20 protein-coding genes and 1 tRNA gene are annotated in these 24,194 nt (G+C 39.2%); 11 read left to right on the top strand and 10 right to left on the bottom strand.

Annotated features, from left to right (window positions below; all coding sequences use genetic code 11):
* Positions 1 to 21: 21 nt before the first annotated feature.
* The 6 genes from traM (at position 22) to J7E57_RS08720 (ending at position 4,981) form a co-directional block, all read left to right on the top strand.
* On the top strand, positions 22 to 1,278 hold the full coding sequence (gene traM / locus J7E57_RS08745) for a conjugative transposon protein TraM (protein ID WP_215127108.1): 1,257 nt from the start codon (positions 22 to 24) through the stop codon (positions 1,276 to 1,278).
* 34 nt (positions 1,279 to 1,312) lie between these two features.
* Positions 1,313 to 2,155, top strand: a complete 843-nt coding sequence (traN, locus tag J7E57_RS08740; protein WP_215127106.1) for a conjugative transposon protein TraN — start codon at positions 1,313 to 1,315, stop codon at positions 2,153 to 2,155.
* A gap of 70 nt (positions 2,156 to 2,225) precedes the next feature.
* Complete coding sequence (locus tag J7E57_RS08735; protein WP_215127104.1) at positions 2,226 to 3,098, top strand: hypothetical protein; 873 nt, start codon at positions 2,226 to 2,228, stop codon at positions 3,096 to 3,098.
* Between the two features lie 37 nt (positions 3,099 to 3,135).
* Positions 3,136 to 4,146 carry a hypothetical protein gene (locus J7E57_RS08730; RefSeq protein WP_215127102.1) on the top strand — a complete coding sequence of 337 codons (1,011 nt, stop codon included), beginning with the start codon at positions 3,136 to 3,138 and terminating at the stop codon, positions 4,144 to 4,146.
* A gap of 320 nt (positions 4,147 to 4,466) precedes the next feature.
* Complete coding sequence (locus J7E57_RS08725; protein WP_215127098.1) at positions 4,467 to 4,778, top strand: helix-turn-helix domain-containing protein; 312 nt, start codon at positions 4,467 to 4,469, stop codon at positions 4,776 to 4,778.
* Positions 4,775 to 4,981 carry a hypothetical protein gene (locus tag J7E57_RS08720; RefSeq protein WP_215127096.1) on the top strand — a complete coding sequence of 69 codons (207 nt, stop codon included), beginning with the start codon at positions 4,775 to 4,777 and terminating at the stop codon, positions 4,979 to 4,981. Before J7E57_RS08725 ends, J7E57_RS08720 begins: the two co-directional genes overlap by 4 nt.
* A 70-nt stretch (positions 4,982 to 5,051) precedes the next feature.
* On the opposite strand, the gene J7E57_RS08715 is transcribed toward J7E57_RS08720, so the two are convergent.
* From J7E57_RS08715 to J7E57_RS08695, 5 genes are all read right to left on the bottom strand, one after another.
* Positions 5,052 to 5,822 (bottom strand): metallophosphoesterase, encoded by a 771-nt coding sequence (locus tag J7E57_RS08715; RefSeq protein ID WP_215127094.1) that lies wholly within the window; start codon positions 5,820 to 5,822, stop codon positions 5,052 to 5,054.
* 97 nt (positions 5,823 to 5,919) lie between these two features.
* Complete coding sequence (locus tag J7E57_RS08710; protein WP_215127092.1) at positions 5,920 to 7,230, bottom strand: site-specific integrase; 1,311 nt, start codon at positions 7,228 to 7,230, stop codon at positions 5,920 to 5,922.
* A gap of 259 nt (positions 7,231 to 7,489) precedes the next feature.
* Positions 7,490 to 7,562: transfer RNA gene (locus J7E57_RS08705), tRNA-Lys, on the bottom strand.
* A gap of 191 nt (positions 7,563 to 7,753) precedes the next feature.
* A complete protein-coding gene (locus tag J7E57_RS08700; protein WP_215127090.1) occupies positions 7,754 to 8,452 on the bottom strand; it encodes an NUDIX hydrolase in 699 nt (232 codons plus the stop codon).
* 1 nt (position 8,453) lies between these two features.
* Positions 8,454 to 9,125: an HAD family hydrolase gene (locus J7E57_RS08695; RefSeq protein WP_215127089.1), complete on the bottom strand. Its 672-nt coding sequence runs from the start codon at positions 9,123 to 9,125 to the stop codon at positions 8,454 to 8,456.
* Between the two features lie 189 nt (positions 9,126 to 9,314).
* Between J7E57_RS08695 and J7E57_RS08690 the strand changes: the two genes are divergently transcribed.
* Positions 9,315 to 10,466, top strand: a complete 1,152-nt coding sequence (locus J7E57_RS08690) for an aldose epimerase family protein (protein ID WP_215127087.1) — start codon at positions 9,315 to 9,317, stop codon at positions 10,464 to 10,466.
* Between the two features lie 102 nt (positions 10,467 to 10,568).
* Here the strand turns inward: J7E57_RS08690 and J7E57_RS08685 are convergent, their stop codons facing one another.
* From J7E57_RS08685 to J7E57_RS08665, 5 genes are all read right to left on the bottom strand, one after another.
* Positions 10,569 to 11,738: an alpha-hydroxy acid oxidase gene (locus J7E57_RS08685; protein ID WP_116252428.1), complete on the bottom strand. Its 1,170-nt coding sequence runs from the start codon at positions 11,736 to 11,738 to the stop codon at positions 10,569 to 10,571.
* Between the two features lie 455 nt (positions 11,739 to 12,193).
* The gene (locus J7E57_RS08680) at positions 12,194 to 13,015 is read right to left on the bottom strand and encodes an amidohydrolase family protein (RefSeq protein ID WP_215127085.1); all 822 of its coding nucleotides are present in this window, start codon (positions 13,013 to 13,015) and stop codon (positions 12,194 to 12,196) included.
* A gap of 12 nt (positions 13,016 to 13,027) precedes the next feature.
* Positions 13,028 to 13,357, bottom strand: a complete 330-nt coding sequence (locus J7E57_RS08675; protein WP_215127083.1) for an L-rhamnose mutarotase — start codon at positions 13,355 to 13,357, stop codon at positions 13,028 to 13,030.
* Between the two features lies 1 nt (position 13,358).
* Entirely contained in the window at positions 13,359 to 14,213 is an 855-nt protein-coding gene (locus tag J7E57_RS08670) for a fumarylacetoacetate hydrolase family protein (protein ID WP_215127081.1), read from the bottom strand.
* A gap of 33 nt (positions 14,214 to 14,246) precedes the next feature.
* Positions 14,247 to 15,011, bottom strand: coding sequence for an SDR family NAD(P)-dependent oxidoreductase (locus J7E57_RS08665; protein WP_215127079.1), 765 nt, complete (start codon positions 15,009 to 15,011; stop codon positions 14,247 to 14,249).
* Positions 15,012 to 15,280: 269 nt separating this feature from the next.
* On the opposite strand from J7E57_RS08665, the gene J7E57_RS08660 reads away from it, so the two are divergent.
* The 4 genes from J7E57_RS08660 to J7E57_RS08645 all read left to right on the top strand — a co-directional run bounded on the left by J7E57_RS08660 (position 15,281) and on the right by J7E57_RS08645 (position 24,068).
* Positions 15,281 to 18,016, top strand: a complete 2,736-nt coding sequence (locus J7E57_RS08660) for a hypothetical protein (RefSeq protein WP_215127077.1) — start codon at positions 15,281 to 15,283, stop codon at positions 18,014 to 18,016.
* Positions 18,016 to 19,569 carry an MGH1-like glycoside hydrolase domain-containing protein gene (locus tag J7E57_RS08655; protein ID WP_215127074.1) on the top strand — a complete coding sequence of 518 codons (1,554 nt, stop codon included), beginning with the start codon at positions 18,016 to 18,018 and terminating at the stop codon, positions 19,567 to 19,569. Before J7E57_RS08660 ends, J7E57_RS08655 begins: the two co-directional genes overlap by 1 nt.
* A 94-nt stretch (positions 19,570 to 19,663) precedes the next feature.
* On the top strand, positions 19,664 to 21,250 hold the full coding sequence (locus J7E57_RS08650; RefSeq protein WP_215127072.1) for a glycoside hydrolase family 28 protein: 1,587 nt from the start codon (positions 19,664 to 19,666) through the stop codon (positions 21,248 to 21,250).
* A gap of 1 nt (position 21,251) precedes the next feature.
* Positions 21,252 to 24,068, top strand: a complete 2,817-nt coding sequence (locus J7E57_RS08645) for a glycosyl hydrolase family 95 catalytic domain-containing protein (protein WP_215127070.1) — start codon at positions 21,252 to 21,254, stop codon at positions 24,066 to 24,068.
* The last annotated feature ends 126 nt before the right edge of the window (positions 24,069 to 24,194 follow it).

The following is a 24,194-nucleotide window of genomic DNA, read 5'->3' as shown; positions in this document are numbered from 1 at the left end:
AACAAACAAAAAAGTAAAAAGATGAGACGAAAAACAAATTACACCAAAAAGCAGAAGTTCCTTTTGATACTGCCGGTTTTGGTTGTTCCATTCCTCACGATGGGTTTTTATGCCCTGGGTGGTGGACAAAGTAAACCGGCCACGGAAGTTATAGGTAAAGGGCTCAACCAGGAGCTGCCGGATGCCCATATTGAAAACAAAGAAATGGATAAGATGGCTTATTACGATAAGGCATCCTCCGATTCCATGCAAAACAGGAAAGAGAATGTAAATGATCCTTATGCTCAAAATCCGCAGTTAACAGGTGGACAATTAAGCAGCACTGGCCTGCAAGGTTTTTCGAACGCTTATCCTGACGGTTCAAATCCAAATTATGGCGCTGACAATGAAGCGAGGATTTATCAAAAGCTCGGAGCGTTAAACAAAGCACTTAACCAGCCCATCAATGATAACACGCAAGATGGGCAGCATTATAATTCCACAAATGGAAAGCGTGCCATTGATCCGGGCGATATTGATCGCCTCGAACAGATGATGCACAGTATGCAGGATAACGGCGGTGTTGATGATCCGGAGACAAAGCAGCTCAATAATATGCTCGAAAAGATACTGGATATACAACACCCGGAACGGGTGAGGGAGAAAATAAAACAGTCCGAAGACAGCAGGAAGGGACAGGTATATTCTGTGTTAACAGGGGTGAAAAAAGACCGCATATCATTTTTGGAAAATAGTGATGGGCTTGCCGGTTCCGGATTTCCTGGCATTGGCTTTTACGGGGTAGAAAGTAGCCTATCCGATGAGGATGCCCAAAACGCGATTGAAGCAGTAGTACACGAAAACCAAACACTGGTTAATGGTTCTACCGTAAAGTTAAGGCTGTTGGATACCATCCATGTTAAAGGCACCCTGGTGCCAAAAGACAATTTTGTCTACGGTACGGTATCACTCGATGGAGAAAGGCTGATCATTAAAATTACCAGCCTGAGATATAAAAAGTCTTTGTTCCCTGTCCAGCTTTCGGTATTTGATATAGATGGGATGGATGGCATATATATTCCCGGCGCTATAGCCAGGGATGTTGCCAAACAATCAACCGAACAGACGATACAGGGCATCGGGTTGAATACTTTCGACCAATCTCTTGGCGCACAGGCGGCCGGTGCAGGCATTGAGGCAGCGAAGACCTTATTCAGTAAAAAAATAAAGCTGATAAAAGTTATGGTAAAGGCGGGGTACAAAGTGCTTCTCCGCGATGACAAACAGAAAGACGAATAATAAATAACCGATTAACAATTTAAAATTCCTGAGTGTGAAAAAGATCAGAGCAGTATGGATAACTGGGATTATCCTTTTAACAAGTGTGCTAACCCATGCACAGAATAATGTACCTCAATCCGCTGTTATACAGCCGGAGGCGCTTTCAGTTACCTTTTTGAAAACCACCAACCTCATTTTTCCTTATGCGGTTAAAAGTGTGGATAAGGGCAGCAAAGACATCATGGTACAGATCGCCAAAGGCGTAGAAAACATCTTGCAGCTAAAGGCAGCCGTACAGGGGTTCAAGGAAACGAACCTTACTGTGATTACGGCTGATGGAAAGCTTTATTCTTATATCGTAAATTATACAGACAGGCCCATCGCCCTGAATGTTCAGGCCGGATTGAAAGCCGGATCAACCGCAGGCCAGGCGATGTTCTCAGTTACTACCGACAATGAAGCGAGCATACAGGATCTGGCCGAACAGGTGTCCACCAGGTCACCGGTGTTAAATGGCATTAAGGATGCTAAGTATGATATCAGTTTGCAGCTCGAAGGGATTTACATCAAAGGGCAGATGTTATACTTCCAATTGCAATTAGCGAACAATTCCAATATTGCCTATGATATTGACCAGCTTCGGTTCTATATCCGCGATCAGAAGAAAGCAAAGCGTACTGCAACGCAGGAGAGCGAACTGCTGCCACAGCAGGTTACCGGTAATGCCAGGATCATAAGGGGACAAAGCAGGCAGACAGTTGTTGCCAGCATTCCAAAATTTACGATTCCGGACAAAAAGATACTCATTGTCCAACTCATGGAGAAACAGGGAGGCAGGCACCTTGAACTGAAGATTAAGAACAGGTCAATTATAGGGGCAAAAGTGATCAGGTGATTTTTATCTGTTGAAGTTTAAGTACAGTAGTTAATAACAATTATTAAATGAATAATTAAAAACAAAGGTTATGAAAGAAGAGAATTTGAAGGCCCTGGAGCAGCAGTTTTTTTACAGTGACATGAAAGATATTTCGCGTGAAGAATTGATCAGGAATATGAATGAAGGCAAGGATGCTTTTTCCCTTCAGCTAACAAAAACCATTGGGACGGCCACCGCAACAGCGAATATAAACTGCGGCCTGTCGAAGCAGAAAAACTATTTCGCCAACCATTATGATCTGACCGTAAAACATGAGGGGAAGCCGGAATACAGCAGGAATTATAAATTTAAAAGAGCTGACCCTGTAATCACAAAAAATGAGGCTGGCGAAGAGAATAAACAGTGGATAAACAGCACACTGACTTTTAAGGAAGCTTTTAACCAGATGGAAGGAAGGGCGATTAATAAGGACTACGTGTATGTTGATGAAAAAGAGCCCAGGAATAATCGGAAGTATAATGCATGGGAGTACATAGATTTCACTAAACCTGATGCAAACGGGATATGCCCGGCTGTGAAGGAGTACAATTTTGACCTGGAGAAAAAGTTTGAAGGAATTCCATTGCCTGTTCTTGACAATGAAGATACAGCGAAACAGTTCTTTGATTCTATGAAAAGAGGCAATATTCAGATAGCTGATTATACCAAGCCTGATGGAACAACTGATAAAATGTATTTTGAAGCTAATCCAAAGCACAATATGGTCAATCAGTATGACAAGGATATGAAGCCTGTTCTTCTTTCCTTGAAAAGGCAGCAAGGAACTGCTGAAGGACTGAAGCAGGAAAATGACCAAAAACAAAGTGATCCGGTGACTGTGGGTAAAAAGAAAGGTAAGAAGGGCGGCGATGTAGCGGAAGAAGATACGAAGCAAAATCATAGCAGGGGCCTTCGGGCATAGCTTGTGAATTAAATGAAGCAATAAAAGGCATACTGATATGGAACATGAGCTAAGCAGGATTGAACAGGATTTATTGAGATGGGAAAACCGTGAGCAGAATTTTTCAAGACTATTCAAGCCTTCAGTAATTGAGAGTAGGCCATTTCTAAAAGACAAGCTCGATTACTACGACGGCCTTTTATTAAAATACAGGCATACTTCCAATCCGGACGAAAGGATAGGCTTGAACGTTTTGAGAAAAAACCGGAATGATTTGGAACTCCAGCTATACCCACGTTTTATTTCGAGGCTATTGAATAGGTTTATGAGAAGTATCATGTCGGAAAGAGTATATAAACAGGCCAGTGCCGGGATCAGCAATAATATGAACCAACTGCGATCAGATGTGTCCGCTGCCGGTTTTGCTAAAAGTTTCCATCTTGTCGAGCGGGCGATCCAGAAAGGTAGCAGGGAGTTTACAATCCCTGCTACCTATTACATCAATCCCACTGACCGGATGGACTTCGATCTTAGTTTCAAGATGGACCACTCAGGACAGTACACGATGGATAGTTATCATGCCTCCTGTAAGACAGAGGATAATAGTATAGAACACCGGTACTTAACAGTAAAGAAAGATGGACCTCTGGAACAGGTGACAGCTAAACAGGCGTATCATTTACTTTGCGGGCGGGCAGTTTGTAACGGGCAGGATTGGGTGCAACTTGATTTCAATGATAAATATCCGGATGGCAGTTTCCGTGCGAAAGTTTTTCCCCCGGACTATGGTTTTGATATTGAAAGAAAACTTTCTGAATTGAATATTGATGAACTTCAATCCCCACAGGTAAAACATAAAATTATAGAGGATTTGAAGAACGGTGAGAAAGTTGAGGTTCATACAAACAGAAAGAAGATTGAGTTACAAGCAAATCCTCAAACCCAGTCCCTTAGCGTGTTTGGCGGGGCTAACAATGTCATTCAGTTCCCAATGACTGCTACAGCATTCAAATATGAGGTGGTACAGGAACAGAAAAATGAAGTTAGGAACGGAATGAAAATCCATTAATAGTAATCGAACGTAAGATGGTTGAAAGTGATAAATATGAATTTTTTTTTGAAAGGATACAGACAGATGCGCGTATAGGCATGGCACATATTGCTGTGTTTACAGCAGTATATTCATTATGGATCAAATCGTCTTTTGATGATGAATTGAAGGTGTTCCCAAATGACATAACAAGTATTGCTAAAGTTTCAAACAGGACTTACTATAGAACGATCATTGAATTGAGTGAGTACGGTTATTTACTTTATGAGCCTTCGTTCAAAAGAAAAGGCAGCAGGGTAATCTTTAATTAATTGGTGACGAGGTGAAAGCGAAAGTGTATGAGACAAGAAGAAAACAGCGAGAACAGGAGGCTCCTTAAGGACGGGTTGGTAACAGCAGATGACCTTGAAAAATTCAGGCTACAATTAGTTTTTGAATTCAGACAAATAATAAAAGAGTTTTCAGGCGAACCTATAAAAAAATGGATGAAATCCAGGGAGGTCATGAAATTGCTGGATATATCACCTGGCACTTTACAAACATTGCGAAATAGTAAAGTTGTTACCTTTATGAAGGTAGGCGGTGCAATCTATTATGACCGCGATGATATACATACTATGTTTGAAAAGCGTAAAAGTAATTCTAAATGATAGAGGATGTTAAAGAAAATGGCTTCGGAAAGGACATTCCACCTGCCCGGAGCCATGTTATAATTTGGTTTTTACAGAAGGGACTAACTGAGCAAAAGGCTTTAGAATTCTATTGCTTTTACACACAACGGTTTTGGAAAAGCCAGAATGGCAATACGATTAAGGATTGGAAGATGACTGCCTGGGAATGGGTTTGGAGATAGATTAAGGCGGCCTTTTTATATATACATTGCATACCTTAATAGCTTCTTTAAACAATCGCTATATGATTTATTAATAATCATGTCCTGAAATTTCGATGTAAAGCTCTTCAACCGAGTCTGATTGCCAGAATTCTTTGCTGTCAACATCTAAAATGGTCAACCGGCCGGAATGACCTGCCCCTGTGTCCATGTTGATAATGTTATATGCTTTCATTGGCTTGTTTTGCCCCCAGCGGGTTGTAGGTGAGTGTCCAATATAAATTTCCCTAAAATTTGTGGCTATCTCAAAGTGCTCTTTTTTGTTGCTGGTTGCTTTATGTTCCAGTGCCTGATTCCATAAACTTCTGTCCCAGTAATAATCTGCCTCTCTTTGCTCCCCAAATGACAGGTATCGATTGAAACCAGCATGTACAAAGCACCGCCTCTTTTTATCAATATGGTAAAGCATTTGATTATTGAAAAAGTCCTTATGCGTTTGGGGAATATCCTTAGAAACCAGAGAAGTTTTGAACCCGCTACCTGTGGCAAAATAGATTCCTTCTTTGCAGCAATTTTTCAGGTATGATATAAGTGTTCCTTTGCCCCCATACCCCCAATAATATGGATGGAAGTCTGAATTTATAAATTCCATAAACCAGGCATCGTGATTGCCTATAATCGCAATAAGATTTTTAATCTTCAATAGTTCCTCTACGCACTCATACACATGGGGATATCCATCAGTAATATCGCCTAGTTGAATTAATATATCATTTTCATAATCAAATCCTGACCTTTCCAGGCATTGGGCAAGTGCATTGAAAGCACCGTGGATATCGCCCATAACCATTATTCGTTTCATACTTTTTCTCTTAATTATCAATCACTCGTTTTAACAATTGAGACTTTGAATACTAGATCCAAAGTCTCTTTGAAACAGGCTAATTATCATTTTCAAATTAGCTAACCTCTTTTAATTGACCGTCCACAGTGAACAAAATTGACTTAACTTTTGCCATGTTTTCGCTAATTCTATTCTTTCTTACCCTGCAATATCGTTGTGTTGTACGGATACTTTTATGGCCGAGCATTTTACTTACGTCCTCCAATGGAACACCATTATTTAACATCATATCTGCAAATGTGTGACGTGCTTTATGGCTGCCAAGTTCACGATCATCTTTGTTGATGGGAACAATACCGCATATATCTGCGATTTCTTTTAAATAACCGTTATATCTCGCGTTGCTATTAATAGGTAGCAGACAATTATTTTCTATACAATATGGATGATCAGCATATTTGTCGATAATTTCTTTTGCTATTGGCAGTATAGGCACCATTTCTGAAACGTCCGTTTTGCCTCGGTCCTTAATCAGCCATAGCTCTCCATTATTGCCTACTTTTATAATATTATCTTTGGATAAAGCATAAACATCCTGATATGCAAAGCCTGTAAAACACTGGAATATAAACGCGTCCTTTACCTCTTCCAGTCTCTTCACAGAAAACTCTTTAAAATAAATTCTTTGAATTTGTTCCATTTCCAATGGCATAACGTCCTTGTCACCACCACTGCATTTAAACCCTTGGATGGGATTTTTGCTTATATACTCTTTTGTAACACAACCAGTAAGTATTTGCTTCAACTTCTTAATTTGGCCTTTAGCTGAAAGTTCAGAAAGTGGTTTGTTTACCTCCAGTGTCATGTAATCATAGTACTTCTCTGCAAATGAATATTTTATTTCAGATAGTAGAATATCTTCAACAGCATATTGAAATGAAATAAAAGCGGCTATTTTCGTTTTAGTTGACCGCCAGTGTTTGAGTGTTTCGTATGAACGCTTCTTTTTTTCTACTTGCTTCTCAAACTTTTCAATGAAGTCAGATAAAACTTCTAATAGCTTTCGCTCAACCTTCTCACATACCGGATCAATGCTCTTATCAAAATTGACTGGCAGACCCAGAAATGCGTTTTTGAGCATTAATGGTGTAATTGCATCATGTTGGCTTTGAAGTACTATGAATTGCCTTTGGAGATTAAGTTCAATCTCGGCAATTCTGAGGTTCGTTATCCGGGCGTCCGCTGAAGATTCAGTTACCCGCTTGATATCGGTATCCCAGAATTGAGGTTTACATTTTCGGCTGACTGCAATTTCTTCGTCCTTGCCATCAATTGTAATTCTAGCATAAAGTGGAGCCTGTCCATCTTTGGTTGTTTTGGACTTTTTAAGCCAAAACATGATTAAAAGTTTTTGATTGCTTTTCATTTCCTGCACTTTTAAGTGATCAAAATTCTCTCTCTGGTAACTGCCGGAGAAAACACATTGATTCCCTAAAAACCATGTCTCACAAGTCTTTTTAGAAATTCGGTGCCCCAATTTAGGATTAAATATGGGGCACCAAAAGGGGCACCATTTTAATTGAAATACTTTGAATTTCTTTGAAATGCTTTTTTGGAAAAATGCAGTGTAGAAGGCATTTTAAACGAAAAAAGCGCACCAATGTGCGCTTTTTATCTCTACTAAGTGATCCCGCTGGGATTCGAACCCAGGACCACTACATTAAAAGTGTAATGCTCTACCAGCTGAGCTACGGAATCATTTCCCTTTGTTTAAGGAGGTGCAAATATAGGGATTTATCCTTTTCTTGCAAACATTTTTTGAAAATGTTTTTATTGTTTTTTAGTTCATGTAAAATTGGCGCTTCTAACTGGTTGATTTTAAATTTTGTAAGCCCAAAAACAATTTTAAAATTTATTTTTAAATGGGTAACATTTTTTCAAATCATTGCCTATTCACTCGTTTTTGGGATAAAATTGAGAAAAGACTGAAACTGTGCCTTGTGTTTGTTTTTGTCCAGTTTAAAATAAAAGGCCCCACGGCGCGAACTTGATTTGTCCTTGTCGGCTTGTTTAATTAACAATCCACTGGCAGTAATCTTCCGGATAAAGTTCCGGTTGTCTATTGGCGAATCGTAAACCTGCTCGTATAAAGCCTGCAACTGTGGTATAGTAAACCGTTTTGGTAAAAGCTCAAATAAAATAGGGTGGAGGGCTGCCTGATAGCGGATTTTATCCATAGCGGCCTTAACCATTATATCGTGGTCGAAAATTAATTCGGGAACTTCTTTTAGTTTAAACCACTCGGCATGGTACTGATCATTGATCTGTTTACTATATTTATTAATATCGATCAGTGCAAAGTAAACTACTGAAACCGTACGTTCGATAGGATCCCGATCTGGACTACCATAAGCATGAAGTTGCTCCAGGTAAACATCGTGTAATCCTGTTAATTCCAATAAAATCCTTTTGGCGGCACCATCAAGATCTTCATGTTCACCGATAAAACCACCCATTAAACTCCACTTATCTTTTACAGGCTCTATTGCCCTTTTTATTACCAAAAGCTTTAGCTGATCGCCGTCATAACCAAAAATAATGCAGTCTACTGCAACAAGAACAGGTTTTTGATTTAAATATTTTCCCATGTTAAAAAAGCGTATTTAATTTAGCATCGTTATAATCTGTAATATAACCCAAGATATTCGGATAACCTTCAAATTCTTCGATAGTATGTGTTGTAGTTAATACAATACAAGGCATACCTGCATTTAAAGCCGACTCTACACCCTTTGGTGCGTCTTCGAAAACCAGGCAATCTGCCGGTGTTATATTTAATGCTGCCGCTGCCTTTATAAAAGTTTCGGGATCTGGCTTGCTTGTTTTTACATCATCTGCACTCACTATTGCATCCAAATAACGACGGATATTCAATCCATCTACCACAAAATCTATATTAAAAGGTATCGCAGCAGATCCGATCGCCATTGGAATGTTAGCCTCTTTTGCGCGTTCCAAAAAATGATCCAGTCCTTCAATCAGCGCTAAATGGGGCATGTAGCCTTCCTGATAACGCTTTTCTTTATCAATAGAAAGGCGTTCTATTTCTTCGGCGTTAAATTTATCTTTTCCGAAAACGCGTTCTAAAACTTCGTGGTTTTTACCATACATTTCCTTTTTTACGTTTTCGTAATCAAGTTTGGCACCTAAATCTTCTGTCATGATGCTGTACCAGGCTAAGGTATGGTATTCCATATCGTTAATCATAGTGCCGTTCAAATCAAAAAGAAAAGCCTTTGGCTTGAAATTTAAATTATGCATATGGCTGCTAAATTATGTGATTTTTTTTACTGTTGAGAATCCTCACCGATATTATGAAAAAATAAGTATAATCGTTACTTTAACGTTAATAATTTTTTCCTACATTAGCCTTAACCAAAAATAAATCAATATGAAGCCGTATCTAATTTTGTGCGCAATTGCAGGTCTGCTTCCTCAAATTTTTAATCCATGAAAAAAATATTTCTTAAGGCTTTGCCCTTCGCTACATTGTGTTTAGCTGTAGCTTTTACTTCTTGTAACCAAAAATCGGATAAAGGGACACAAACAACCGAGCAAACTGATTCGTTAAAATACACCACTACTATTGATGGCAAAAGTGTGAAGCTTTATACTTTAAAAAATAAACAAGGTGCTTCAGTTTCCATTACCAATTATGGCGGGAGGGTAGTTTCACTTTTGGTACCCGATAAAAATAATAAGTTAACAGATGTGGTTTTGGGCTATGATAGTGTGGGGTCTTATCGCAAAAAAGGCGAACCATTTTTTGGTGCCTTAATTGGTAGATACGGAAACCGCATTGGTAAAGGTAAATTTACGCTCGAAGGAAAAGAATATACGCTACAGCTTAATGACGGTGTTAATACCCTCCACGGTGGTACAGATGGCTTTTTCTCGAAAGTTTGGGATGCTAAACAATTAGATGGACAAAAATTAGAGTTGAGTTATGTTTCAAATGATGGCGAAGCAGGTTATCCAGGGAAACTAGATGTGAAGGTAACTTATACCTTAACTGATGATAATGCTTTGCAGATTGATTATTTAGCTACTACTGATAAAACGACTGTTGTAAATTTAACCAATCATGCTTATTTTAACCTAAATGGAGAGGGAAACAATACGATTTTAGATCACGAATTAACGATTGATGCAAATGCCTATACACCAGTAGACTCTACCCTTATTCCAACAGGTAAATTGCAGGCTGTAGCTGGAACAGCATTTGATTTTAACAAGGCTAAAACCATCGGAAAATCGATCGAAGAAAATGATCAGCAGTTAAAGTTCGGCAAAGGTTACGATCATAATTTTGTATTAACTCACCATGATGGCAAAACGGCTATTGCAACCGTTAAAAGTCCCGTTACAGGAATAACAATGGAAGTTTATACCACCGAGCCAGGCTTACAGTTTTACAGTGGTAACTTTTTAACAGGTGCTGATAAAGATGGTAAAGGTGGTAAATCATATCCTCACCGTTCAGCTTTCTGTTTAGAAACACAACATTTTCCTGATGCGCCAAATCATGCAAATTTTGCGTCGACAGTGCTTAAACCGGGCGAAACTTATAAAACGAGTACAACGTATAAATTTTTGAAATAACAATACTTCAGAAAATTGACTAAGATCATTTATGAGATTTCAAACAAAAAAGCAAGACTTCTAGTCTTGCTTTTTTTGTTTATTTTATTTGCAAATTCGGCTTTAAGGGTTTAATAACCGATCAGGAAATTGTGTAATTTTCTCAATGGTTAATTGTTGCATGATCTGGTATAAGTGAGTTTTGAACATATTGATGGTATGATCGCCTCCTTCATTACCTAAAGCGCCAACTCCGTACATAAAAGGTCGGCCCATAAAGTTGAATTCGGATCCAACGGCATGTGCTCTTGCTAAATCAACACCTGAACGGATACCGCCATCCAACATGATCTTCAATTTTGATTTGTATAGTGGATTGTTCGCCAATTTGATCAGTGAATTGATTGAGGATTCGCCTGCGTCAATTTGTCTGCCGCCATGATTGGAAACAATCACACCATCGGCACCGATCTGGATAGCAGCCTGCATATCTTCATCAGTCGCGATTCCCTTCAGTACTAAAGGTCCTTTCCAAAGATCACGAATGGCAGAAACCTTTTCAATATCAACCTTACCGGTAAATGTTTTGTTCATGAACTGTCCCAGTTGCGACATGTCCATTCCTTTTTCCATGTAAGGCTTCAAGGTAGCAAACGATGGAATTCCATGTTGTAGGGTTTTAATTCCCCACAGCGGACGGGCAAAAGCCTGTAAGATATTATTGATTGACATTTTTGGCGGAATGGATAAACCACTCTTGATTTCTTTATATCGTAAACCAAATGCAGGCACATCTACCAGAACAACCAATACCGGGCATTCAACGGCTTTTAAGCGATTTAAGATATCATCCCTCAGGCTATTCTCCGTAGGATGATACAATTGAAACCATGCTTTTCCTTCAGATACTTCGGCAATTCGTTCGATACTACTGGTGGATACGGTGCTTAATGTATAAGGAATATCGGCTTTAGCTGCAGCCTTAGCTAAAATTTCGGGTGCATTAGGCCACATTAAACCTTGCAAACCAATCGGAGATACGCCAAATGGAGCACTGTAACGACGGCCAAATAATTCAACCGACATGTCGATATCTCCACCAACACGTAAGTAATTCGGTTTAAGGTAAATATTATCGAAGTCGCTCTCGTTTCGCGATAAATTAAGTCCCTCATTACAACCACCCTCCAGGTAGTCAAAAGCAAATTTAGGAATCCTTGATTTTGCCTTTTTTCTTAAGTCGGCTACAGAAGGGAATTGAGGATTGTAAGGGAATGTAATCTTTTTACTCATATTTAATATTGTATTGGTCAGATCTATTTCAAAAAGCGAAAACTAATATTTTATATTCTATTTTCCATCCTGCTCTATCTGCTGTTTTGTATTTATCGTTTTATGTGGGCTATCATTAGTCATTTGCTTACCCTCGCTAGGAATAATTGTGCTTACAAATCGTAAAATACGATATGCTAACGCTGTTATAGCTAGTTTTAATTTTAGTTACACACGGGTCACACGGAATTAGTTTCTCGCGTTCCTCATACTTATTTTATTGCTTACACTCTTTTTCTAAAGGGTCCAAGCAGGTGAGGTTCGTCATGCTGAACTTGTTTTATTAATGGCTTTTATTGTTTTTAAAAGCCTAATAGCTACTTCGTGGTCAGCATCTTTCATGCTACTCCTATTTACTAAAGTTAATAGATCCTGAAACAAGTTCAGGATGACGGCAGTTATAAGAATCAAGCATATTAAACTCCATAAAAAGCTTTCGCATTATCGGTGAAAATTAATTTCCTTTCAGCTGCAGAGAATTGCTCAGCGTATTTAGTAACTAAATTAAACCAGTCCTGATAAGGTCTGCTGAGCAGCATTACCGGCCAATCGCTACCATACATTACCCTTTCAGGACCAAAATGTTCGAATACCACATCAAAGCAATTAAAAAGCTCTTTTTCTGTCCAGTTTTTCCAGTCTGCTTCAGTAAGTAAACCGGATACCTTGCAAAGTACATTTGGATTTGAAGCCAATACTTTAACATTTTCAGACCAAGATTTTATCTCCTGACTTTTAACATCCGGTTTGCCACAATGATCCAATACAAATGGTTGATCGGGGATTTGATCAACCATTTGTATGATAGCTGCTAATTGATCGTGATAACACAATAAATCGTAAGTGTAATTGTATTTTTTTAAAAGATTAACGCCAGCAATAAACTTTTTATTCAGGATAAAATCTGCGTTTTCAGCTTGTAAAATATGTCGCCAGCCTTTAATCTTCTTGAAATTACTCCAGTAAGTTAAACGTTCGTCTAAATTCGGATCGAGTAAATCTACCCATCCAACAATCCCTTTTACAATTTCATTTTGCGCTGCCAGCGATAACAAAAACTGGTTTTCCTCTTCCGATTGGCTAGCCTGCACAGCTATACATCCCGTGATTTGAAGATCGTTATATACCCCTATAAGATCTTTCGGAGAAAAATCATTACGGATGGCAAACATATCTTCATTTATCCAGCTATCTCTAACCGGATCGAAATTCCAAAAATGTACGTGTGTATCAATCATTAAAAAAGCTATTTAAAGTTTAAAGATCTGATCCATCAGGATCCATTTTTCTCCTGGTTTCGAGCCTGGTAGTGCCTGTTGGAATTTCCACATCAAATTTTCCCATTCCTGCACTTTTGGATTGGCTAAATCGGCTTTCGATTTTTCCTCAAAAGAAAAGCTTTCACTCACTTCCATAATCATAAACAGCCTGTTCCCTAATAAATAGATCTCCAGATCATCAATGCCAGAAGAAGTAATGCTTTCTTTAATCTCAGGCCAAACCGATTGATGATACTGCTTATACTCTTCTATCAGCTTTTCATCATTTACAAGATCGAGTGTTAAACAGTATCTTTTCATATTAGTTTCCACTGTAGGCTTTAACAGTTTGCTTGCTCGAGCCTAAGCCATCAATACCCAATTCTACCACATCACCAGCTTTTAAATACCAAGGTTCGGGTTTTTGACCTAAACCTACGCCAGCCGGTGTTCCAGTTGTAATTACATCACCTGGTAAAAGCGTCATAAACTGACTGATGTAAGCAATCATAAACGGGACATTAAAAATCAGGTTTGAGGTATTACCATCCTGCAGGGTTTTTCCGTTTACCGTTAACCAAAGTCGAAGATTGTGCACATCGGCAATTTCATCCTGGGTAGCAATAAATGGTCCGATAGGTGCGAAGGTATCGCAGCTTTTTCCCTTTACCCATTGTCCGTTTCTTTCGATCTGGAACTCGCGCTCGCTATAATCGTTATGCAAAACATAACCAGCAATGTGGTCTAAAGCATTTTCTTCAGCAACATAGCTCGCTTTTTTACCAATCACAATGGCCAATTCCACCTCCCAGTCGGTTTTTTTACTGTTTTTTGGAATGATCAGATCATCGTTAGGTCCAACAATCGCTGAAGTAGCTTTGAAAAACAAAATTGGCTCTGAAGGGATAGGAGCATTGGTTTCTGCAGCGTGGTCTTTATAGTTTAAGCCCACACAGATAATTTTTGAAGGACGGGCCAAAGCAGGACCAAGGCGTACACCTTTATCAACCTGTGGTAAATCAGCCGATGCAATAGCAGCCTTTAATTGCGCTAAGCCATCACCACCAAAAAACTCTTCATTATAATCTTTAACCAATGCAGAAACATCGAAATAATTATCGTTTATAATTACCCCGGGTTTTTCAGCTCCGGCTTCGCCAAATCGTATTAATTTCATTATAAAATGCTTTATTGTATTTGAAAATATTTATTAATTGTTTAAGGTAGTAAATCCACCATCAATTGGGTAATCGCAGCCTGTAATAAATGAAGCTTCATCGCTACATAGGTATAAAGCCAGGGCACCAACCTCTTCTGGTTTGGCCATTCTGCCAATGGGTTGTGTTTTAGAAAGTTTTTCGAACATTTCAGGGATGTTATCCGGATAGTTTTTCTGTAAAAAGCCGTCAACAAATGGCGTATGAACCCGCGCAGGCGAAATAGAGTTACACCTGATGTTTTCACCAATATAATCTTTCGCTACGCTCATGGTAATTGCTTTTACCGCACCTTTTGCCGCACTATAAACAAAACGATCTGGAAGACCAATTAGCGCGGCAATTGACGCCATATTAATAATTACACCTCCGCCAGCTAAACGGATCTGTGGAATGGCCGCATGCAAACAGTTATAAACGCCTTTTACGTTTACGCGCATAACGCGGTCAAAATCAGCTTCTTCTGTAGTATCAGCTTTGCCAATATGTGCAATACCTGCGTTATTAATCAGGATATTGATATTTCCGATCTGTTTAAAAACTTCGTGAACCGCATTATGGTCTGAAACATCACATCCATAACTGAATGCCGATCCGCCATTTGTTTTAATTTCATCTAAAGTATCCTGGGCGTGTTCAGTCCCCAGTTCGATGATGTGAACCTCAGCGCCCTGTTTAGCTAAAATAGTTGCAATAGCTCTTCCTATGCCGCTTCCCCCGCCTGTAACTACGGCTTTTTTGTTTTTTAGTGAAAACATGTATATGATTATAAATTATAATTGATTAGAATACGAATACAAATAAAATAAATATTCTTGATTAAAAATTTTATCTTCTTGCCTAAATATTAACAGATATTGTCATATGTTATTCTGGCTATTCTAATAGCCTTACCTTGCATAAATTTTACAAAGCCATTCGGTATTATTACTTATATTTGAATAATATCTTTATATTTAAATATAGTATTAACCAAATATCACATAAAAACCTGTAAAAATAGGTTTTGTTATTAGAGCCAATTTGAATGAGAAATTTTCTGATTTTTATCTTCTGTTATTTTTTAGCTGTACCATTTTCTAACGCTGCTGAGCGCGCGCAAAAAACAATTGTAATTTCTACAGAAAATCATATTCGTGTGCGTTTTGGCGCAGAAAAATTGTCTAAAGCCTTAGTTAACTTAAATTATTCGACCAAAATCGAACAAAAAGATAAACTTACCGCTACTTACAGCGGCATCGCGATTGGCGTGTTTTCGGATAAACTTTTTATCAATAACCTTCCGCTAGAAATCAAGAATAAAATCTCAGTTGCTAAAAAAGAAGGCTTTCATATCTACACGGGGAAAAACGGGCTGCTTTATGTAATTGGTAACGATGCATCCGGTGCTTTATATGGCTGTATAGAATTGGCCGATCAGATCAGCAGCACGGGTAAATTACCTACACAGATAGCACTTTCCGATCAACCTGAAATGGTGCTGAGAGGTACCTGTATCGGTCTACAGAAACCAGATTACCTGCCAGGCCATGATGTTTATGAATATCCTTATACCCCTGAAACTTTCCCCTGGCTTTATGATAAAGCTTTGTGGATTAAGTACCTGGATATGATGGTCGAAAACCGCTATAACTCACTTTATCTATGGAATGGGCACCCTTTTTCGTCGCTGCTGCGCTTAAAAGATTATCCTTATGCAGTAGAGGTAAATGATGCTACTTTAAAAAAGAACGAAGAAATCTTCCAGTTTTTAACGAAAGAAGCTGATAAACGTGGCATTTGGGTGATCCAGATGTTTTACAATATTATTATTCCTAAACCATTTGCCGATAAACATGGCCTGAAAACACAAGATCGGAACCGCCCGATTATTCCTTTAATTGCCGATTATACCCGAAAATCGATTTCATCTTTTGTAGAGAAGTACCCAAACGTTGGTTTAATGGTGGCTTTGGGTGAGGCAATGGAGGGTGTTGGTCAGGACGACATCGATTGGTTTACCAAAACGATTATTCCCGGGGTGAAAGATGGATTAAAAGCAGCCGGCATTAAGGAAGAACCTCCGATTGTATTGCGTGCACATGATACCGACGCACCTAGCGTGATGAAAGCTGCTTTACCTTTATATAAGAGTCTATATACCGAAAATAAGTTTAATGGTGAGGCTTTAACTACTTATACCCCTCGTGGGGCTTGGGCAGATCTAAACAGGAAATTAGCTGCTATTGGTACGATCAATATTTCTAACGTGCATATTTTAGCTAATCTAGAGCCTTTTCGCTATGGTTCGGCAGACTTTATCCAGAAATCAGTTCAGGCGATGAACAAGATTTATGGTGCAAAAGGTTTGCATTTATATCCTCAAGCCAGTTATTGGGATTGGCCTTATTCGGCTGATGAGGTAAAAGGAAGGTTATTGGAAGTAGACCGCGATTGGATCTGGTACAAGGAATGGGCAAGATATTCGTGGAATTCGCAAAGAGACCGTAGTGAAGAAATTAACTATTGGGGAAATGAGCTGGCTAATAAATATGGTGCTAATTTAACTGGAGGTAAAGCTATTCTGAATGCCTATGAAGAATCGGGTGAGATATCACCCAAACTTTTGCGCAGGTACGGCATTACCGATGGTAACAGACAAACGTTAACCTTGGGCATGCTGATGACTCAGCTCATTAATCCGTTCCGTTATGGGTTGTTTACCTTAATGTACGAATCGGAAGCCCCAGAAGGCGAAATGATTATCGAGTACGCCGAAAAAGAGTGGAAGAAACAAGGCCATATTGGTGAAACCCCGGTTCAGGTGGCACGCGAGGTGGTTGAACATGGCAGAAAAGCCATTCAATCTATTAATGAGGCTGCACCCATTGTAACAAAAGATACTGCAGAGTTTAAGCGGCTTAGAAATGATATCTATTGTTATGATGAAATGGCTAATTTTTATGCTGAGAAAGTTAAGGCAGCCCTATGGATACTGCGGTATAAAAATTCGAACCAGGTATCTGATTTAGAGCAGGCATTGCCTTTTCTCCAAAAAAGCGTAGATCATTATGCTAAACTGGTTAAATTGACTGAACACAGTTACCTGTATGCCAATAGCATGCAAACCAAACAGCGGAAAATCCCGATGCGTGGTGTGGATAAGACCTTTATCCATTGGAAAGAGATGCTACCGGTTTTCGCCAAAGAGCTTACTCATTTTAAAGGAAGTATCGATTCTCTGAAATCAATAAAACAGAGAACGGTTGTTGCAATTGTGCCTTACAACGCTGCTGATGTTAAAGTCTTAAATGAAACAGAAAGTTATGTGATAGCCAAAGATGCACCGCTTTTCGCAGATACTGCAATTAAGATTAAAGAAGTTGCCGCGCAGTTGGTGGGTTTAAAGGGGATTAAGCTGACAAAGGAAAAGCAAATTAAAATTGGAACAGAAATTAGATTCAGCACCAAAGCACCTGTAAAATTGCTGATAGGCTTTTTTAATCAGAAAGATCCTCAATATCTTGCTCCTCCACAGTTGGAAACAGATGCGAGTGCCAACAATTATGGTCAATCTGAGATAAAAATATCAAATGCGTTGGTGCCTTATGGTTTTCCACCGGTAAATGTTCATGCTTATTCTTTTCCTGCAGGAACACATACTTTAAATTTAGGTAAAGGGGCCTGCCTGGTTTTAGGGTTTATTGATGACAAACAGGAACTGCGGATTTTTAATGCAGGTTTAGATGGTAGAGGAAAAGACATCGATTGGTTATTTGAATAATGATGAATACAAGAAATTTAATTGCAACAGCAGCATTGTCTGTATTGACAATCACAGGCTTTGCACAGCAGAAATCAATTCCGGGTACCGAAAAGCTGAAGAAATATGTTACTTATTTCAATTCTATCGACACCGAGGCGGTTAAAAACCATGTGCCCAATACCGAAGCCTTTACATGGTTAGCTGAGCAGGTACCTTTATTCGAATGCCCCGATTCGGTATTGGAGCAAAACTATTATTACCGTTGGTGGACTTACCGCAAACACCTGGTTAAAACGCCTGAGGGGTTTATATTCACTGAATTTATCGAACCGGTTAAACATGCAGGGAAATATAATTCCATCAGCTGCGCATTAGGTCACCATATTTACGAAGGCAGGTGGTTAAAGGATAATCGGTATTTAAAAGATTACATCAAATTCTGGCTTTACCATGCCGATGTTGGCCAAACCAAACAACGTTTCCATCAATTTAGTAGTTGGATAGATGATGCCGTTTATCAGAATTATCTGGTACAGCTTGATCAGGGGTTTTTGAAGGAAATTTTGCCTGCATTGGATAAAGATTACACCAAATGGGAATTGGAAAGGCAGCTTAAAAACGGCCTGTTCTGGCAACATGATGTTAAGGATGGCATGGAAGAATCGATCAGTGGATCTCGAAAAGACCAGAACCAACGACCAACCATTAACAGTTATATGTATGGTAATGCCATTGCTTTGGATAAAATGGCGGTTTTGTTAGGTGATAAAACCTTGGCCGACAAATACAAAAACAAAGCAATTGTGCTTAAAAAACTGGTTCAGGATAGTTTGTGGAATGCTGCTTCTTTATTTTTCGAGACAAGAAAAGCCAAAGGAGGTTCGTCGGATGTTAGAGAGGCCATCGGTTTTACGCCATGGGAATTTAACTTGCCGGATGATCAGTCAAATTATGCAAAAGCCTGGGATCAGTTATTGGATACTGCTGGATTTAAAGCACCCTGGGGCGTAACCACGGCTGAAAGAAGAAACCCAACATTTAGAACAAGGGGAACAGGGCACAGTTGCGAATGGGATGGAGCACTTTGGCCGTTTGCCAGCTCACAAACTTTAAAAGGATTGGCAAATCTGCTCACGAATTATAAAAAACATGGTAAAATGAATGCCGAAGTCTTTTACCGGGAACTGCACCAGTATGCTGCTTCCCATGTCAAAAATGGAAAACCTTACATCGGTGAGTATCAGGATGAAAAAACAGGTGAATGGTTAAAAGGAGATAATCCAAGGAGCAGTTTTTACAATCACTCTACCTTTAATGATCTAATTATTAATGATCTGGTTGGCATAAAGCCGCGTCAGGATAATATGCTCGAAATTTCGCCATTAATCCCTAAAAACCAGTGGGATTGGTTCATGTTGGACCAGGTTTCGTATCACCATAAAACGTTAACCATTTTGTGGGATAAAACCGGAAAAAAATACAATAAAGGCAAAGGATTATTGGTATTTGTAGATGGTAAAGAAATTTATAAAGGGAAGGATTTAAAGCCTTTAAAAGTGCAGATGAATTAAAAAGAAAATCCTTGGTCTGTGTCCTTACAGACCGAAACTTAAAATCTTGTTTCGTGAAGACACTAACCAAGGCTTGACAATAAAATATAACCAAATGAAACATTCCATCAATATTATTAAAGCTTTAATTTTTATCCTTGCTTTTGGCATAGTCTTAACTGCAAAAGCCCAGTCTTATTACAACGTAGTTAAATATGGCGCAAAAAACGACAGCAGTAAACTGGCTACAACAGCAATTAAAAATGCGATAGAAGCGGCGTCAAAAGCGGGTGGCGGAACCGTTTATTTTCCTGCGGGAAAATACCTAACTGGCTCGATTCATTTAAAAAGTAACATTACTTTATTGATTGATGCCGGTGCCGAATTGCATTTCAGCGATAACTTTGACGATTATTTACCCATGGTGAAAAGCCGCTACGAAGGAGTTGATGTAACCAGTTTTTCGCCTTTGTTTTATGCCTATAAAGCCGAGAATATCTCGATTATTGGTAGGGGAATTATCGATGGACATGGCAAAAAATGGTGGGATTTTGTAGAAGGTTATAAGGAAGGGCAACCGCGATCGAAATGGCAAACCACATTTGATGGTTTAAACAAGGATATTATTTTGCCAGATGATCCTAAGCAGATGAAACGCGGTTTTCTTCGTCCGCCGTTTATACAACCGATGTTCTGTAAAAATGTGCTGATAGATGGGATAACCATCCGCAATTCGCCTTTTTGGACAATCAATCCAGAATTTTGCGAAAACGTTAAGGTTCATGCCGTTACCATCAACAATCCTCATTCGCCAAATACAGATGGCATTAATCCTGAATCTTGTAAAAATGTGCACATTTCAGATTGCCACATCAGTGTGGGCGATGACTGTATTACCATCAAATCGGGCAAAGATGCGCCTGGACGAAAAATGGCTGTTCCTGCAGAAAATTATGTGATTACCAATTGTACCATGTTATCAGGTCATGGTGGAGTAGTTATCGGCAGTGAAATGTCGGGCGATGTACGTAAAATAGCCATCTCGAACTGTGTCTTCGAGGGAACAGATAGGGGGATCCGCATTAAAACAGCCCGTGGCAGGGGTGGTGTGGTTGAAGAAATTAGGGTGAGTAACATCATCATGAAAAACATTAAAGATCAGGCGATTGTACTCGATATGCAATACGCAAAAACAAATGGAGAACCCGTTTCCGAACGTACACCGATTTTTAGGAATATCCATTTCAGCAATATCACCGGTCAGGTTAACCAGGCAGGTTATTTAAATGGTTTAGAAGAAATGCCTATCGATAATATTACCTTCAATGATATTAATATGGACGCCAAAACTGGGTTTTCTATTCAAAATTCCAGTAATATTGAGTTTCATAACGTAACCGTGAACACCGAATTAGGTGCATCGATAAAGGCATTAAAGGTGAATAGTTTAATTGTTGATGGTTTAAAAAGTAATAAACCTCATGCCAATTCGGCTGTAATTGATATCACCAATGTATCTGATCTGTTCCTGTACAATGCTTTCCCAACGAAAGAAACGGTTACTTATTTGAAATTAAATGGGGCCGAGACTAAAAATATATTCTTAGGAAATAATAATTTTAGACGAGTGAAAGAGGCTGTTAAAAAAGAAAAAGAAGTAAGCAGTAACATCGAAATTATTTCAGGCGATAAAGGACAATAATATGAGGTTTAAACTTTTATTAAGCACATCATTTTTAATATTGACGGCTCATTTTGGCAGCTTTGCACAAGAAAATAACCATACTTTATGGTACAATAAGGTTGCAGAAAAGTGGACAGATGCCTTGCCAATCGGAAACGGTAGATTGGGCGCCATGATTTTCTCCGGAGCGGCTGTAGATCATATCCAATTTAACGAGGAAACCGTTTGGACAGGTAAACCAAGGGATTATAACCGGAAAGGAGCTTACCAATATCTGCCTGAGATCAGGAAATTACTTTTTGAAGGAAAACAGGCAGCAGCAGAAGCTTTAGCACAAGAACATTTTATGGGCTTGCAAAGTACATCAGGCGACAGAAAAATTTGGGTAAATGAAATGAAAGCCGGAAAAGGCATTCAGGGCAATCCTGCTTTGGCAAATTTTGGTGATCAGCTTTGGAAAACCATAAAAGTACCTGCCTATGAAGGTTGGGAAACGGTAGGATTGGCCAATCTGGATGGCGCCGTTTGGTTCAGAACCACTTTTGATGTGCCCGAAAACTGGGCTGGAAAAGATCTTGTACTCGATCTTAATCGCATTCGTGATCAGGATTTTACTTATATAAACGGTGAATTGGTTGGTAATACCGATAATACGGAGCCAAGAAAATATACTATTCCTGCAAAGCTGATTAAAAAGGGTAAAAATGTAATTGCCATTCAGGTACTCAACTACTTCGATAAAGGCGGATTGGCTGGCTATAAAGATACTTCAAAAAAAATTGGCATTTATCCTATTGGAAGCAGTATAGAGCAGGGCATCTCCTTACATAAAGAGTGGAAATATAAAATTCAGGATGAAGATCCACCTGCCGTTCCACAATACCAGGGCAGTTATCAGCCTTTTGGTGATTTGAATTTGTATTTCAAGCAGACCAAATCGATTGTTACGAATTATAAACGGTCTTTAGACATCAGCACAGCCGTTGCAAAAACAACTTATACGCTAAACGGTGTAAATTATCAGCGTGAGTATTTTGCAAGTCAGCCAAACCAAGTCATTGTAATCCATTTAACGGCGGATAAAAAAGCATCCATCAGTTTCGATGCTGAACTTTCAAGCGCTCACCGAAAATCATCCGTAAAAGCTTTAGGGAATAATGTGATTGCTTTATCTGTTCAGGTAAAAGATGGTGCGATTAAGGGAGAAAGTCGATTAACGGCTTTAATCAAAAATGGATCTGTGAAGGTGGTTAATGACAAAATTAGTATCAATCAGGCAGATGAAGTAACACTTTACTTGACGGGCGGAACCAATTTTATCAATGCGCAGGATGTTTCTGGGAATCCTGCAGCTGCCAATGTTAAAGCACTCAATAGTTTAAAAGGTAAACCTTACACCGAAATCAAACAGAAGCACATTAAAGAATATCAAAGCTATTACAACACTTTTAGTGTCGATTTTGGCCGATCGGATAATGAAAACCTTCCTACAGATGAAAGACTAGCAAAATTTGCAACTGCAAACGATCCTGCTTTTGCAGCCTTATATATGCAGTATGGAAGATATTTGTTGATTTCTAGCTCCAGGCCTGGTACTCAGCCAGCCAATCTTCAAGGGATTTGGAATGATCTGCTTACACCACCATGGGGAAGCAAGTATACCACCAATATTAACCTGGAAATGAACTACTGGCCAACTGAAATCCTTAATTTATCAGCCCTAAACGAGCCGCTTTTCAACAAAATCAAAGGACTGGCGAAAACCGGAGCCGAAACGGCAAAAGCATATTATAATGCCAATGGTTGGGTTTTACACCACAATACTGATTTGTGGAACGGTACAGCACCAATTAATGCTTCCAATCATGGTATTTGGGTAAGTGGAGGTGGTTGGTTAAGTGATCATTTATGGGAGCATTATCAATTTAGTAAAGACCGTAAGTTTCTGGAAAGTGAAGCCTATCCTTTAATGAAACAAGCTGCTTTATTTTATGAAGATTTTTTAGTGAAAGATCCGAAAACAGGTTGGTTAATTAGTACACCTTCTAATTCGCCGGAAAATGGAGGTTTAGTGGCTGGTCCAACAATGGACCACCAGATTATCAGATCACTTTTCACAAATTGTATAACAGCAGCCGAAACGCTTAATACAGATGCCGAATTTAGAAAATCGCTAACAGAGAAAGTGAAACAGCTAGCACCAAACCAGATTGGTAAATACGGACAGTTACAAGAGTGGTTAACCGATGTAGATGATACCGCAAGTAAACACCGCCATGTTTCTCATTTGTGGGGCGTTTATCCTGGAAATGACATCACTTGGGATAGTAACGAGAAAATGATGCAGGCGGCAAAACAGTCGTTATTATATCGTGGAGATGACGCTACAGGTTGGAGTTTGGCCTGGAAGATCAATTTCTGGGCAAGGTTTAAAGATGGCGACCATGCCATGAAACTCGTTAAAATGTTAATGAAGCCAGCCAATAATGGCGCAGGTTCTTATGTAAACCTTTTTGATGCACATCCGCCTTTCCAGATAGATGGAAACTTTGGTGGTGCAGCCGGAATCGCAGAAATGGTTGTGCAAAGTCACCAGGGCTATCTGGATATTTTACCCGCATTACCAACGGCAATTCCAAACGGAGAAATTAAAGGGCTTCTGGCCCGAGGAGGTTTCGAACTGGATTTAACTTGGGATAAAGGTATACTAACCTCACTTACCATAAAATCAAAAACAGGAGGAAACTGTAAAATCCGCTACAAAAACAACAACGCAACGTTCGAAACTAAAGCTGGTGAAAGTTATAAGTTGAATGGAGATTTGAAAGCGAGATGAATCAACTTACGAAATCTAAAAGGACTGAGAGGGAGAAGATTTCGTCAGTCTTAGCCTGGATTAACACACGCCAGATTTGCCTGAACACATCCCCGCGAAATTTCCCGAAGAGGTACGTGGGGACAC

Source organism: Pedobacter sp. ISL-64, assembly GCF_018613605.1.
In the GTDB taxonomy this organism is placed as follows: Bacteria; Bacteroidota; Bacteroidia; order Sphingobacteriales; family Sphingobacteriaceae; genus Pedobacter.
This window is presented reverse-complemented; position numbering and strand designations above follow the sequence as displayed.

Excerpts from the sequence above, each read along its gene's own strand:
- traM (WP_215127108.1), top strand. The coding sequence starts at position 22 with ATGAGACGAAAAACAAATTACACCAAAAAGCAGAAGTTCCTTTTGATA.
- J7E57_RS08735 (WP_215127104.1), top strand. The coding sequence starts at position 2,226 with ATGAAAGAAGAGAATTTGAAGGCCCTGGAGCAGCAGTTTTTTTACAGT.
- J7E57_RS08730 (WP_215127102.1), top strand. The coding sequence starts at position 3,136 with ATGGAACATGAGCTAAGCAGGATTGAACAGGATTTATTGAGATGGGAA.
- J7E57_RS08725 (WP_215127098.1), top strand. The coding sequence starts at position 4,467 with ATGAGACAAGAAGAAAACAGCGAGAACAGGAGGCTCCTTAAGGACGGG.
- J7E57_RS08720 (WP_215127096.1), top strand. The coding sequence starts at position 4,775 with ATGATAGAGGATGTTAAAGAAAATGGCTTCGGAAAGGACATTCCACCT.
- J7E57_RS08715 (WP_215127094.1), bottom strand. The coding sequence starts at position 5,822 with ATGAAACGAATAATGGTTATGGGCGATATCCACGGTGCTTTCAATGCA.
- J7E57_RS08710 (WP_215127092.1), bottom strand. The coding sequence starts at position 7,230 with ATGAAAAGCAATCAAAAACTTTTAATCATGTTTTGGCTTAAAAAGTCC.
- J7E57_RS08700 (WP_215127090.1), bottom strand. The coding sequence starts at position 8,452 with ATGGGAAAATATTTAAATCAAAAACCTGTTCTTGTTGCAGTAGACTGC.
- J7E57_RS08695 (WP_215127089.1), bottom strand. The coding sequence starts at position 9,125 with ATGCATAATTTAAATTTCAAGCCAAAGGCTTTTCTTTTTGATTTGAAC.
- J7E57_RS08690 (WP_215127087.1), top strand. The coding sequence starts at position 9,315 with ATGAAAAAAATATTTCTTAAGGCTTTGCCCTTCGCTACATTGTGTTTA.
- J7E57_RS08685 (WP_116252428.1), bottom strand. The coding sequence starts at position 11,738 with ATGAGTAAAAAGATTACATTCCCTTACAATCCTCAATTCCCTTCTGTA.
- J7E57_RS08680 (WP_215127085.1), bottom strand. The coding sequence starts at position 13,015 with ATGATTGATACACACGTACATTTTTGGAATTTCGATCCGGTTAGAGAT.
- J7E57_RS08675 (WP_215127083.1), bottom strand. The coding sequence starts at position 13,357 with ATGAAAAGATACTGTTTAACACTCGATCTTGTAAATGATGAAAAGCTG.
- J7E57_RS08670 (WP_215127081.1), bottom strand. The coding sequence starts at position 14,213 with ATGAAATTAATACGATTTGGCGAAGCCGGAGCTGAAAAACCCGGGGTA.
- J7E57_RS08665 (WP_215127079.1), bottom strand. The coding sequence starts at position 15,011 with ATGTTTTCACTAAAAAACAAAAAAGCCGTAGTTACAGGCGGGGGAAGC.
- J7E57_RS08660 (WP_215127077.1), top strand. The coding sequence starts at position 15,281 with ATGAGAAATTTTCTGATTTTTATCTTCTGTTATTTTTTAGCTGTACCA.
- J7E57_RS08655 (WP_215127074.1), top strand. The coding sequence starts at position 18,016 with ATGATGAATACAAGAAATTTAATTGCAACAGCAGCATTGTCTGTATTG.
- J7E57_RS08650 (WP_215127072.1), top strand. The coding sequence starts at position 19,664 with ATGAAACATTCCATCAATATTATTAAAGCTTTAATTTTTATCCTTGCT.
- J7E57_RS08645 (WP_215127070.1), top strand. The coding sequence starts at position 21,252 with ATGAGGTTTAAACTTTTATTAAGCACATCATTTTTAATATTGACGGCT.